At 56.5% G+C, this 12,940-nt stretch carries 14 protein-coding genes; 10 read left to right on the top strand and 4 right to left on the bottom strand.

Annotated features, from left to right (window positions below; translation table 11 throughout):
• Window positions 1–7: 7 nt before the first annotated feature.
• Window positions 8–412, top strand: a complete 405-nt coding sequence (locus CPAR_RS03465; protein ID WP_012501932.1) for a TspO/MBR family protein — start codon at window positions 8–10, stop codon at window positions 410–412.
• A gap of 95 nt (window positions 413–507) precedes the next feature.
• Window positions 508–951, top strand: coding sequence for a PPC domain-containing DNA-binding protein (locus tag CPAR_RS03460; RefSeq protein ID WP_012501931.1), 444 nt, complete (start codon window positions 508–510; stop codon window positions 949–951).
• An 87-nt stretch (window positions 952–1,038) separates the two neighbouring features.
• Here CPAR_RS03460 and ald read toward each other — a convergent pair whose 3' ends face one another.
• Complete coding sequence (gene ald, locus CPAR_RS03455) at window positions 1,039–2,142, bottom strand: alanine dehydrogenase (protein ID WP_012501930.1); 1,104 nt, start codon at window positions 2,140–2,142, stop codon at window positions 1,039–1,041.
• A gap of 81 nt (window positions 2,143–2,223) precedes the next feature.
• Between ald and CPAR_RS03450 the strand changes: the two genes are divergently transcribed.
• Complete coding sequence (locus tag CPAR_RS03450) at window positions 2,224–2,529, top strand: hypothetical protein (protein WP_012501929.1); 306 nt, start codon at window positions 2,224–2,226, stop codon at window positions 2,527–2,529.
• A gap of 12 nt (window positions 2,530–2,541) precedes the next feature.
• Here the strand turns inward: CPAR_RS03450 and CPAR_RS03445 are convergent, their stop codons facing one another.
• A complete protein-coding gene (locus CPAR_RS03445) occupies window positions 2,542–3,291 on the bottom strand; it encodes a M48 family metallopeptidase (protein WP_012501928.1) in 750 nt (249 codons plus the stop codon).
• A gap of 379 nt (window positions 3,292–3,670) precedes the next feature.
• Between CPAR_RS03445 and CPAR_RS03440 the strand changes: the two genes are divergently transcribed.
• The 7 genes from CPAR_RS03440 (at window position 3,671) to CPAR_RS03410 (ending at window position 9,723) form a co-directional block, all read left to right on the top strand.
• Window positions 3,671–4,138 (top strand): DUF4395 domain-containing protein, encoded by a 468-nt coding sequence (locus CPAR_RS03440; protein ID WP_012501927.1) that lies wholly within the window; start codon window positions 3,671–3,673, stop codon window positions 4,136–4,138.
• Between the two features lie 429 nt (window positions 4,139–4,567).
• Entirely contained in the window at window positions 4,568–5,710 is a 1,143-nt protein-coding gene (locus CPAR_RS03435; RefSeq protein ID WP_012501926.1) for a trans-sulfuration enzyme family protein, read from the top strand.
• Between the two features lie 12 nt (window positions 5,711–5,722).
• Window positions 5,723–6,655: a cysteine synthase A gene (cysK, locus tag CPAR_RS03430; protein WP_012501925.1), complete on the top strand. Its 933-nt coding sequence runs from the start codon at window positions 5,723–5,725 to the stop codon at window positions 6,653–6,655.
• Between the two features lie 243 nt (window positions 6,656–6,898).
• Complete coding sequence (gene thiS / locus CPAR_RS03425; protein WP_012501924.1) at window positions 6,899–7,102, top strand: sulfur carrier protein ThiS; 204 nt, start codon at window positions 6,899–6,901, stop codon at window positions 7,100–7,102.
• Between the two features lie 43 nt (window positions 7,103–7,145).
• On the top strand, window positions 7,146–7,925 hold the full coding sequence (locus tag CPAR_RS03420; protein WP_012501923.1) for a thiazole synthase: 780 nt from the start codon (window positions 7,146–7,148) through the stop codon (window positions 7,923–7,925).
• Entirely contained in the window at window positions 7,922–8,989 is a 1,068-nt protein-coding gene (gene thiH / locus CPAR_RS03415; protein ID WP_012501922.1) for a 2-iminoacetate synthase ThiH, read from the top strand. Before CPAR_RS03420 ends, thiH begins: the two co-directional genes overlap by 4 nt.
• Window positions 8,986–9,723: a HesA/MoeB/ThiF family protein gene (locus CPAR_RS03410; RefSeq protein WP_012501921.1), complete on the top strand. Its 738-nt coding sequence runs from the start codon at window positions 8,986–8,988 to the stop codon at window positions 9,721–9,723. The genes thiH and CPAR_RS03410 overlap by 4 nt, the downstream gene beginning before the upstream one ends.
• Window positions 9,724–9,988: 265 nt before the next feature.
• Here the strand turns inward: CPAR_RS03410 and CPAR_RS03405 are convergent, their stop codons facing one another.
• Both CPAR_RS03405 and recQ read right to left on the bottom strand, forming a co-directional pair.
• Window positions 9,989–10,900: a DUF4238 domain-containing protein gene (locus CPAR_RS03405; RefSeq protein WP_012501919.1), complete on the bottom strand. Its 912-nt coding sequence runs from the start codon at window positions 10,898–10,900 to the stop codon at window positions 9,989–9,991.
• A gap of 198 nt (window positions 10,901–11,098) precedes the next feature.
• The gene (recQ, locus tag CPAR_RS03400) at window positions 11,099–12,928 is read right to left on the bottom strand and encodes a DNA helicase RecQ (RefSeq protein ID WP_012501918.1); all 1,830 of its coding nucleotides are present in this window, start codon (window positions 12,926–12,928) and stop codon (window positions 11,099–11,101) included.
• Window positions 12,929–12,940: the final 12 nt, after the last annotated feature.

Genomic DNA, 12,940 nt, shown 5'->3' with positions numbered 1-12,940 from the left:
GGGAAACATGCAGAGCTGGTATGACGGGCTGGTCAAACCGAAATTCACGCCGCCGAAAAAGGTGTTCTGGCCGGTCTGGTTGACCTTGTACGCGCTGATCGCCGCCGCCCTGATCGTCTATTTTCGCACCCCGACAAAGCCTTGGCTCACCGTGGCGATTCCGCTGCTGGTGGTTCACTTTTTGGCAGGATTTTCGTGGACGTCGATCTTTTTCGGCAAGAAGAAAATCCTTGCCGCCCTCCTCGACCTGCTGTTCATGGATGTGACGCTTGTCCTCATCCTGTTGCTTTTTTTCCTGACCAACCCACTTGCGGGAGCGCTGCTGGTTCCGTATTTCTGCTGGTGCATTCTGGCAACCTACCTGAACTGGAGCCTCTGGCGCCTGAATCCGCCAAATCGAGAGCAGAGCTGAAACTATTGACGGAAGCATCCAAATCGCTATTTTTCAGCAGACTGACGACAACGGGAAAAAAGCCCAAGGAATTAAATTTCTTCAACTTATAGACCATGAAATACTCGGAAGCGACACAAGGACGGGTGTTCGTCATCAGGCTTGAAGATGGCGATATCCTTCACGAAGAGATCGAGCGATTTGCAAAGGCGAAAGCCATCCTTCGCGCCTGGGTGAACGTTGTGGGGGGAGCGGACAAAGGGAGCCAATTGGTCGTTGGCCCGGAAGAGAGCCGAGCATTTCCGGTCAATCCGATGACGCTCGACCTGTACGACACGCATGAAATTGTGGGCACCGGCACCATCTTTCCTGACGAAGCCGACAATCCGGTACTGCACCTCCACATGGCTTGCGGACGGGAGGAAAACACCGTCACGGGCTGCGTTCGCAACGGCGTCAAAACCTGGCATGTGATGGAAGTCATTCTGGTCGAACTGCTCGGCACCGAAGCGAGGAGAGTACCGGACAAGGCCACAGGCTTCAACCTGCTGGTGCCTTGAGAAAACAACGAAACTGATCTACAAAATTTAGCGACGTTACTTGTGGGCATCCCGACAAGTCGGGATGCCCCTACACTTATCGCTATTTCACACAAAAGGATTCTTTCCACACTCGACGCCAAGCGATGCGGCCACGGCAGGCTGCACAATTTTGCCATCCCACACATTCAGCCCACCGGCAAGCCCAGGCATCACCACCATCGCGCTTTCAAGTCCCAGGTCGGCGAGCCTCCTGACGTAAGGCAGCGTCACGCCGGTCAGCGCTTCGGTCGAGGTTGCGGGATAGGCCGCTGGCATGTTGGTGACGCAGTAGTGCACTGCGCCCTCTTCCACAAACACCGGATCGTGATGGGTGGTCGGGCGCGATGTCTCGATGCATCCTCCCTGATCAATGGCAATATCGACCAGCACAGCGCCAGGCTTCATCGCCTGAACCATCTGCCGGGTAACGAGCTTCGGAGCACTGGCTCCGGCAAGCAGCACCGCGCCAATGAGCAGGTCGGTTTCAGGCAGCAGTTCTTCGAGATGCTGCTCGTTCGAGTAGATCGTATGCACCTGGGAGGGCAACACCGATTCAAGCGTGCGCATCCGCTCCTGATCGGCCTCCATGACGGTCACTTCAGCCCCGAGACCAGCTGCTGCGCGGGCGGCGTTCAGCCCGGCAGTTCCCCCGCCAAGCACCAGCACCCTGCCGGGGAGCACGCCGGGCACGCCGCCGAGCAGCTTCCCCATGCCACCGTGATGCTTCGAGAGATAGTAGCCGCCCATCAGCACGCTCATCTTGCCGGCAATCTCGCTCATCGGAGCCAGCAGCGGCAACCGTCCGCCGACCTCGACAGTTTCGTAGCCGATCGCCGTCACGCCCGCAGCAGCAAGCGCTTTGGCCAATCCGGGAACGCCAGCCAGATGCAGGAAAGTGAACAGAATCTGCTCTTTCCTGAAAAACCGGAACTCTTCCTCCAGCGGTTCCTTGACCTTGACGATCAGATCGGCGCTCCAGGCCTCTTCCGGCTGCTGGACAAGCACCGCACCGGCAAGCCGGTACTTGTCGTCGCTGAAGCCGCTCGCCTCGCCAGCACCGCACTCGACCAGCACCCGGTGGCCAGCGCCGACAAGCGAACGAACACCCGCAGGCGTGCAGGCGACCCTCGACTCAAGGGTCTTGATCTCTCGTGGAATTCCTATATTCATGGCTGAAAATGATCAGAGTTTTCCTCTTCGTAACAATGTAGTACTCCGGCTTCCATTTCCGGAATATCACAGAAAAAACGTATGGCAATGGGCTCCGAGACCTGGCACCTCCTGCATGAACCGATCTACTGGCTCCTGACGGCATCAAGCGCAGCCACAGCTGCCACGCCCGCGTTTCTGCGATCGATCAGCAAAGCCAAAGCCGTCACCATCGCCCTGCTCTGGACAACGCTCTGCGGTATCACCATAATCATGTTCGGCCTCACTCCAGGGCTCACCACGGCACTCTTTTCGCTACTCATTGGGCTGCTGCTATTTGTTGCTTCGCTCGTCATGTCGGGCATCAAATCGATGCCGAACCAGCGATTCGAAGATCGCAAACCCTGAAACACCTCAACGCTACTTCATCGCGAACCACGCGGGCACATAACGCCAGGCGTGCTTCATCCGGCGATCATGCTCCGCGCAGTTCGGATCAAACCGCGCCACCGTACTCCAGAACTGCTTCGAATGGTTCATGTGCAGCGTATGGCACAGCTCATGCAGCATGATGTAACGCACCAGCTCAGGCGGCAGGAAAAGCAACTTCAGATTGAGACTGATCCGGCCTTTCGACGAGCAGCTCCCCCACCGGCTCCGCTGCTTCCGGAACGAAACGCCTGAAACGCTAAAACCGTGCTCCGAAACAAGGCTCATGAGCTGCGCCCCCAGATGCTGCTTTGCCTGGCGCTTGAGCCAGGCCTCGATAGCCTCACGACACAGTTGGGAATTTTCCACCGCACCAACCAGCTCCACTTCGAATCCAGCTTTTTCGTAAACCTGAATGCCCGGTTTCTGAAGCGGCTCATGGCGATAGGCAATATTCCACGACTGACCGATACCGGCAAGCGCAATTCTCTCTGGCAGCACGCGGCCGGTCATAGCGGTATCGTCCAAACGATGTGCATCGAAGGTTCGCTGCACCTTCTCGATCCATTTTTTATTGCTTTCGATCAGTGCCGGCACCTGCTTCCTGTCAAAACCGGTAGGAACGACAACAATAAGCCCCTCATACGGCGACAGCCTCAGGCGCGCAGCCTTCGCCCGACGACTAACTCTGATCGTGTAAGGGATTGAAAAACAATGGGATTCGGATGATGATCGCAGCATTGAGACGATTGCGTAAAGCTCGATAAAAGCAACACTTTTCAAGTATAGGCAGTCCCAAGACAGAAAAAAAGCCCAACGACAACTTGAGCGTTTCTGGAAAAGAACCAAGCCCAGTGAAACAATCGTCAGCAATTTTTTTCAAAAAGTCAGCATAAAAAATTTGGAATAAAATTAACGATTGTTAAATTTATCTCAAATCAGTACCCCGATCCCCTTTGCTGACATTAGATTCGACAATCAGAAAATCAGACAGACGAAAAAAAGTTTTTTGATATCGTCGAAAAATAGTAAATATTAACAATTGTTTACTTAACAATCGTTAAGCGCGCAGCAAGAGTATCGACAGAACGCATCCATCAAACTCAAACGCTCTACGACCATGACAGCCAGCAGCACCCCTAACGGAATCCCGATGCCTATCATCAACCTCACCAGGTATCTGCTCCTTGTAGGCATCATTCTCGCTATCGTCCTTCAGCAGCCGCTTATCACTACTGGCCTGTTTTTTCTCATGCTTCCTGCCGTGATCTGGGGCAAAAAGGCCAGTCTGATCTTTTACGTCGGTTCACACCTGTTCAAAAAGTGGAATGCAACCGCCCACACCGAAAGTCCGAAACTGACCCGCTTCAACAATTCGATTGCCGTGATCCTGCTCGGTATGGCTCAGATCGCCTTCTTTTTCCATGCTGACCTGACCGGATACATCCTGTCCGGAATCGTCGCGCTGGCTGCATTCATTGCCATCTGCGGATTCTGCGTCGGCTGCTTCCTCTTCTTCCAGTACAACATGAAGAAGCACAAACTGTTCGGCAGCAAAACCGCTCCTCAGTTCAACACTGCCAGCTAAACCTTGTTTGTCCGTTACTTCCGGCAAGCCGAGCAAGAAAGAAAGCACACCCGCGAGGTTTCTGCTCCTGAATGGAGCGCAGTGCGGCAGGAATCTTGCCAAAGTTCAGGAATGATATGACGTGATAGCCAGAAAGATACCGTTCCTTGCCGGAGTAACCTTTTACGAGTTCCACACCACCGGAGCCGGTCATCCCCTGACTCACGGCTCCATACAACCTCAAGCCAATCGGCAAGAGGTTCCAGGCTTCAGGCTGCCGACAACCCGGCCTGGAGCCTGCATTTTTTTCAGCGAAACCTCCGCTCGCCAGCGCCAAAAATTACAGGCCAAGCACAAGTGGAAAACACGTGACAGAAACGGTGATTCTCGTTACCTTGTCTTTTGGTATGTGATCTACAATTTGATGCGTAACTGTCCGTAACACTCGCTATGCACTTCGAAACCATCGCTATTCATGACGGGCAAAGTCCCGATCCGAAAACAGGCTCGGTGAGCGTACCGATTTTCCAGACCTCGACCTTCGGACGTCCGTCGCTTGAAGAGCGCAACGACTATTTCTATTCACGAATCGGCAACCCGACGCGCACGGCACTCGAATCCACTCTCGCGCTGCTTGAAAACGGCAAACACGGTGTGGCGTTCGCCTCGGGCGTGGCGGCGATGATGGCCGCCGTGCAGGTGCTCAAACCGGGTGACCACGTCGTGTCGGGCATGGATGTCTACGGCGGCAGCTACCGCATTTTCGAGCAGCTTTTGCGGCCGTGGGGCGTTGAAACCACCTACGCGGCGAACGAAGCGGTCGAAAGCTTTGCCGAGTGCATCCGCCCGGAGACACGGCTGATCTGGATCGAGTCGCCCTCCAATCCGCTGCTGCAACTCACCAACATTCGGGCGCTGTCCAATCTGGCACGCGAGCGCGGCATCATCCTCGCCGTGGACAACACCTTCGCAAGTCCGTATTTCCAGCGCCCGCTCGACCTCGGCGCGCACATCGTGGTGCACAGCACCACCAAATATCTCGGCGGCCATAGCGACGTCATCGGTGGCGCAGTAGTCACCTCGGACGACGAGCTGCACGAGACGATTCGCAACTACCAAGGCGCGGCAGGTGCGGTGCCCGGACCGTGGGATTGCTGGCTGGTACTGCGCGGCCTGAAGACGCTCAAAATCCGGATGGAGGAGCACCAGAAAAGCGCCCTGCATCTGGCGCGGGCGCTCGAAGCGCATCCGGCGGTGAGCCGCGTCATCTACCCCGGCCTGCCGTCCCACCCACAGCACGAGCTGGCGAAAAGCCAGATGAGCGGCTTCGGTGGTATGGTAACCATCGCGCTGAAAGGTGGACTTCCGGCAACAAGCAAGCTGCTCAACTCGCTGAAGCTCTTCGTCATCGCCGACAGCCTCGGTGGCGTGGAGTCGCTCGTCGCCTCCCCTGCACGCATGACCTTCGGGCCACTCTCGCAGGAGGAGCGTGACCGCCGCGCCTGTACCGACGACCTCGTGCGGCTGTCGGTCGGCCTCGAAAATGCGGAAGATCTTGAACAGGATCTTCTGCAAGCTCTCGCAACCATCTGATTTTTCACGACTATGGCTATCATCCCGAATATCACCAGCACAATCGGAGGCACACCCCTGGTGCGGCTCAATCGGCTTGCCGAAGGGCTCGAAGCCGACGTGCTGCTCAAGCTCGAATTCTTCAATCCGCTCGGCAGCGTCAAGGACAGGATCGGTAGGGCGATGATCGAGGCCGCCGAAGCGGAAGGCAAAATCGACGCCCGGACGCTCATCGTCGAGCCGACCAGCGGCAACACCGGCATCGCGCTGGCGTTCGTGTGCGCCCAACGCGGCTACAAGCTGCTGCTCACCATGCCCGAAACCATGAGCGTCGAACGGCGCAAACTGCTGCGCTACCTCGGCGCGGAGCTGGTGCTCACCCCTGGCGCACAGGGAATGAAGGGGGCGATTGAAGAGGCAGCGCGGATCGTCGAAACCGAAAAGAACAGCTTCAACCCCGGTCAGTTCCGCAACCCCGCAAACCCGAGAATCCACCAGGCAACCACCGGCCCTGAGCTCTGGAACGCCACCGAAGGCCGGATTGACATGCTCGTGGCGGGCGTCGGCACTGGCGGAACCATCACCGGAACCTCGCGCTTCATCAAACCGCTCAAGCCTGGATTCCGCTCAATCGCCGTCGAACCGACTGGCTCGCCAGTGCTCTCCGGCGGTGCGGCAGGCCCGCACAAAATCCAGGGCATCGGAGCAGGCTTCGTGCCCGAAGTGCTCGACCAGTCACTGATCGACGAGGTGGTAACGGTGACGGACGACGACGCAATCTCGACCGCGCGGTCACTGGCCGCAAGCGAGGGTATCCTCTGCGGCATCTCCTCCGGCGCGGCGGTTCACGCAGCCATCGAGGTAGGCCGACGACCGGAATCACGAGGCAAGACCATCGTCGCCATCATTCCAAGCACCGGCGAACGCTACCTCAGCACGGTGCTTTTCGAGGGCATCGAGGCTTGAAAAAACCGCTCTTGTAATTCAGTCGGGTTTTAACCCGACGGACATTTGAAGCTCTTATATTCACATTACCCCGGCTTTCAAGCCGGGGTTAGTGAGGAGCCCCCTCCCCGATTCCGGAAGAGAAAAACACCCACCATCAACCCTATCCGCCATTTTGAGACCGGCGGGGAACGTGTATCTTTGTGCTCTTGTTTCTTTGATTATCTTTAAGTTTTTCAGGATTTTCTGACCCCCGTTATCTCCATGATCCGCATCACGTTGAACGGCGAAAAGCGCGAATTCCCCTCCGGCTCGTCGGTTGCCGACCTGCTGAAGCTGGAGTGCGCAGCATTGCAAAAGGTGGCTGTCGTGGTCAACGAGAACATCGTCCGCGCGGATGAACGCGCATCGGTCATGTTGCAGGATAACGACCAGGTAGAAATCCTCGTTTTCGCTGGCGGCGGCTGATGGCCGTCCTCAAATCCATCCCATTTGTTTTCAGTCTGATTTCATGAATGCACTTCGTTTAGGCTCATACACCTTCTCATCCCGCCTGATTCTCGGCACCGGCAAGTTCAGCAGCGTTTCGGCGATGATCGAGGCCGTCCGCGCGTCGGGCTCGCAGCTCGTCACGGTCGCCCTGCGGCGCTTCAACCGCGAGCAGGCAGAGGACGATCTGTTCGGCCCGCTCTCGGAAATCGAGGGCCTCACGCTGATGCCCAACACCTCCGGTGCAGCGACGGCGAAAGAAGCCGTCAAGGCGGCGCACATTTCACGCGAACTCTCCGGCAGCCCGTTCATCAAGGTGGAGATTCACCCGAATCCGCACCACCTGATGCCCGATCCGATCGAAACTTACGAGGCATGCAAAATCCTTGCAGCCGAGGAGTTTATCGTCATGCCTTACATCCCCGCCGATCCGGTGCTGGCCAAGCGGCTCGAAGAGGTGGGATGCAGCTCGGTGATGCCGCTCGGCTCGGCCATCGGCAGCGGGCAGGGGCTCTCGACCTCGGCGATGGTGCAGCTCATCATCCGCGAAAGTTCTATTCCGGTGATCGTCGATGCGGGCCTGCGCTCCCCGTCCGAAGCGTGTGCGGCGATGGAGATGGGGTGCGAGGCGGTGCTGGTCAACAGCGCGATTGCCGTCGCCCGCGATCCCGCCGCGATGGCCGGAGCGTTCGCCCGCGCGGTCGAAGCGGGGTATGATGCCCGTAACGCAGGACTGATGCAGCGCTCCGGTTCGGCGGTGGCAACCAGTCCACTCACCTCTTTTCTCGGGGCGGGCTCATGAACGCGTTGCCCGCATGGCTGACCGATAGCCGTCTCTCGGAAGACATCGAACCGTTGTTGCGACAAACGGATGACGAGTCGCTCGAACGGCTCGCCGCCGAAGCGCAGGCGGTGACGCTGCGCCGGTTCGGGCGCATCATTTCGCTCTACGCGCCGCTCTACCTCTCCAACTTTTGTTCGAGCGGCTGCGTCTATTGCGGCTTCGCGTCGGACAGAACCTCGCCGCGCCGCAAGCTCGAATTCGACGAGATCGAACGCGAGCTGCGGGCGATGAAAAAGATCGGCATCGGCGACGTGCTGCTGCTCACCGGCGAGCGCACCAACGCGGCGGGCTTCGACTACCTGCGCCGCTCGGTCGAACTTACAGCCCGCATCATGCCGCGTGTAGCCATCGAAGCGTTCCCGATGAGCGTTGCCGAGTACCGGGCTCTCGCCGAGTGCGGCTGCACCGGCCTGACGATCTATCAGGAGACCTACGATCCGGAGAACTACGCAAAGCTGCACCGCTGGGGGCCAAAGCAGGACTTCCTCGAACGGCTCGAAACCCCGGAACGCGCCATCACCGGCGGCATCCGGAGCGTCGGCATCGGTGCGCTGCTCGGCCTCTCCGAGCCGATCGGCGAAGCGCTCGCCGTCGCGCGTCATGCTCGGCACCTCTGCCGCACCTACTGGAAAGCAGGCGTCTCGGTCTCGTTCCCGCGCATCCGCCCGCAGGAGGGCAGCTTCCAGCCGGCATACGTGGTGAATGACCGCTTTCTGGCGAGGATGATTATGGCCTTCCGCACGGCGATGCCGGACATCGATCTGGTGCTCTCGACGCGCGAAAGTTCGAATTTTCGGGACGGCATGGCTGGCCTCGGCATCACCCGCATGAGCATCGCCAGCCGCACCACCGTTGGTGGCTACGTCGAGGCGGAGACAGCCGGAGCAAGCCAGTTCGAGGTGAGCGACGACCGCAGCGCCGAGGAGTTCTGCGCCGCGCTTCGCGCCAAAAATCTTGAACCGGTGTTCAAAAACTGGGACGCGGCTTACAACAACCCGCTGCCCGAAAAGGAGAGGGCGTGAGCCTCAGCGACGAGCAGCGTCAGCGCTACGCCCGGCACCTCGCCCTGCCGGAAATCGGCGAGGCAGGGCAGGAAAAGCTGCTCGGCTCGAAGGTGCTCGTCATCGGCGCGGGCGGCCTCGGCTCCCCCGCCGCCTTCTACCTCGCGGCGGCAGGCATCGGCACGATTGGAATTATGGACGGCGACACGGTCGATCTGTCCAACCTCCAGCGCCAGATTCTGCACACCACAAACTCGGTCGGCCAACGCAAAACCGACTCGGCACGCGAGAGAATCGCCGCGCTCGATCCCGCCATCACCGTCGAGTGCCACCCTTTCCGGTTGAGCGAAGACAACGCTCCGGAAATCCTCAAAGGCTACGACTTCATCATCGACGCCACCGACTCGTTCAGCTCAAAACACCGCATCTGTCGCGCCTGCCACGCAGCGATGAAACCCTGGTCACACGCAGGAATCTCCGACTTCCACGGCCAAACCATGACCATCATCCCCGGAAAAACCGCCTGCTTCCACTGCCTGTTCGACGAGAATGAAATGACTACCGATGAAGCCCCACGAGGCCCCCTCGGAGCACTCCCCGGCGTCATCGGCTCGATTCAGGCCATCGAAGCAATCAAATGCTTGCTCGGCATCGGTGATTTGCTAACGGATGCGCTGCTGACGTTTGACGCTCTGGCGATGAACTTTCGGAAAGTGACGGTACGGCGAGATGCTGGATGTGGGATTTGCGGGTGAAAAAGGGGAATCGGAAACCTACAAGGAGAGGTTTGTTGACTTTTTTGTAAATTTGTGCGAGATGTGGAAGTATTGGTATATCTATATCAGCGTAGCCTACAATTTCCTTAACACTACCAAAAGGAAAACTTACTACCGATAAATGCCTTATTACATCCTAAGGATCATTGCTTCGACATGCTTTCTTGAGAAAAAACACAAAGCTAATCCCAATTTGAACTCCAGAGATATGAATCTTTTCAATTTCTTATTCATTTCATTTCTATTATAAATGCACATACATCTCCAACGATTCTCTGGTAGCTGCATATAGCTGCTCATGACTATTCCTTACTATGTATTCATTATAAGCCATCACCTGAGCATGGCCTATCGTCCGTCTCTTTTCTTCTACATTATTCTTCTGATCAACCAATAGCAAAGCAATAAATGGAGAAATAGGGTAATAAAATTCCAATCGTTGCGGAGGCTTCTTGGGATCACCCGTACCATATGTGTTAATCACAGGCTGATCACCCGTAACAAATTGCGTCGATGATTGGTTTTCGAGCAATACAAACTGGAGGCTGCTTCTATCGGCGTAAAGACTCCAGCCCATATTAGTCGCATAAATATGGCTTAGGATGTTCCATATCTTTTCAAGATTGATATGTTTTGGAGGATTTACGTTAGCGAGAACACTTTTCTTTATTTTCTTTGTCCTCATGTATTGAACGCAAAGAAAATATATGAAATTCATAAACCCTTCGTCTGTTTCGAGAAATTTTGTATCGCCGGAGAGAATAGATTTCAGATATCCGATAACACTGTCCTCAATTCTATCATGAAAATCCTCTTCAAGGTTATTTACTGCTTCTTCAATTCTTTCACTTATGTCTGGATTAGTAATCCCTTGGTCTTGAACGAAGTTCCTTAACTCAAATATAAAGTTGAATTGCTTGATCAAGTCCTTGTGTAGCTTTTGAAGGAATGCTGGCGAAGGATCAATCGCGATTTTTTCTATGAAATCGATGTCGGCTTGGCTTAGTTCTTTCAGTCTATAGAAGTCTCTCTCATTAGCAATCCCCATTAAGTTCGACTGGAATACATTATTTTCTCTTAGGCAAAATACTTTGTCATCCGTAGCCCAAGGCTTCAAATAATGGCGCCAAACATAATGCTGCTTTCTTTTCTTCATAGCGGATGATGCCTCCCAATGAGCAGGATTTTTGTAGTAAAAAATGTTTAGCTGATCTGACTATCTCAGAAAAAGCAGAAAGACTCTTTTGCATAGATCAACTCTCCAGCTCGATAAGGATGTTTTCCCCCTGCACTGTTGCAGAGCGGGAAAAAGTTATCAGCTTGAGCTGGCATCAGTTATCTCAAAAAAAAGTGATCACCCGCCCGTAAACTCCCCAATCACTTCCAAAAAAGGCTCCGCATACCGCTCCAGCTTCACTTCGCCAATCCCCGATACTGCGAGCATTTCGTCGCGGGTCGTGGGTTTGACAACACTCAGTTCGACGAGAGTCTTATCCGAAAACACCATGTACGGTGGAATATCCTGCTCGTCGGCGAGCTTTTTGCGAAGCGTCCGGAGTTGTTCGAAGAGCTGCTTTTCGGCTTCCGATAGCGCGTCGAGGCCGCCGCGTTTGGCTGCTGCGGATTTGCCCTTTTTCGCCTTGATCCTGACCATCTCGACCTTTTCCTCGCCCTTGAGAATCCTTACTCCGCCTTCGAGCAGGTAGGGTACCGGGTAGAGGCCTTCGGAGCGACCGAGGGCTTTACGAGCCATGAGGTCGTCGATGAGGCGTCGCCAGAACTTCTTGTCGTGGCCTTTGCCGATGCCATAGACCTTGAGGCGATCGTGGCCGAACTCCAGAATTTTCTGGTTCTTGCTGCCGAGCAGAATATCGACCAGGTGCGTCGCGCCGAAGCGCGAGTCGGTGCGGACGATGGTGGAGAGCACCATCTGCGCTTCGACCGTGCAGTCGGTCACTTCGTGCAAGCCCTGACAGACGTCGCACGAACCGCAGTTGTCGCCCGGCAGCTCTTCGTCGAAGTGTTCGAGCAGCATCCGGCGGCGGCACACCGTGGAGGAGGCGAACGCCACCACCTTCGAGAGCGCGTCGAGCGCCCGGCGACGTTCGTCTTCGTCGAGCATCGCGTCGATGAAAAAGCGCACTTTCGGAATGTCGGCGTGCGAAAAGAGCATGATGCAGCGGGAATTTTCGCCGTCGCGCCCAGCGCGTCCGGTCTCCTGATAGTAACTCTCGATGCTTTTCGGCAGGTCGGCGTGGATGACAAAGCGCACATTCGATTTGTCGATGCCCATGCCGAAGGCCACCGTGGCCACGATGACGTCAACTTCGTCGCGAATGAACGCCTCCTGGTTGTCGTGCCGCTCGCGGTCGGCGAGGCCCGCGTGGTACGGCAGGGCGCGAATGCCACGCTTTTGCAACATGGCCGCCGTGTCGTTGACGCTCTTGCGGCTGGTGCGGTAGATGATGCCCGACTGGCCTGAAAACTCATTCAGGAGCGACACGAGCTGGCTCTCGCCCGCCTCCTTGAAGCGCACTTCGTAGGTGAGGTTCGGGCGGTCGAACGAGGCGCGCAGCACGAACGGATCGCGCAGTCCGAGCTTGCTGACAATGTCACGCTGCACCTTCTGCGTGGCGGTGGCTGTGAAGGCCGCGACCGGTACGTCGGGCAGCAGCTCGACCAGCGAGGAGAGCGAAAGGTAGTCGGGCCGAAAATCGTGGCCCCATTCGGAGATGCAGTGTGCCTCGTCGATCACCGCGATGCTGATGCAGCAACCCGCGAGCAGCTCGCGGAACTGGTCGAGCGCGAAGCGTTCCGGCGCGACGTAGAGCAGGTCGAGATCACCGGACTGGAGCGAGCGGAGCACGGCGGACTGATCCGTGAAATCGAGCGAGCTGTTCAGGAACGCTGCCTTAATGCCGTTCAAGCGGGCTGCATCGACCTGATCTTTCATGAGTGAGATCAGCGGGCTGACGACCAGCGCGGTGCCGGGCATCAGCACTGCGGGAAGCTGGTAGCAAAGCGACTTGCCACCGCCAGTCGGCATGACGGCGAACACGTCCCGCCCACCCATCAGCGCGCGGACAATCTCTTCCTGGTTTGGACGAAACGAGTGAAAACCGAAAATCCGGTGCAAGGCATCGTTAAGTGGAGACGTTTGTAAGGATGGAGTATGGCTTTCCATAAAGAAGAGGAT

This window comes from Chlorobaculum parvum NCIB 8327 (assembly GCF_000020505.1).
Lineage (GTDB): Bacteria > Bacteroidota > Chlorobiia > Chlorobiales > Chlorobiaceae > Chlorobaculum > Chlorobaculum parvum_A.
Note: the sequence above shows the minus strand (reverse complement) of the source record. Positions and strands in the feature narration are given on the sequence as shown.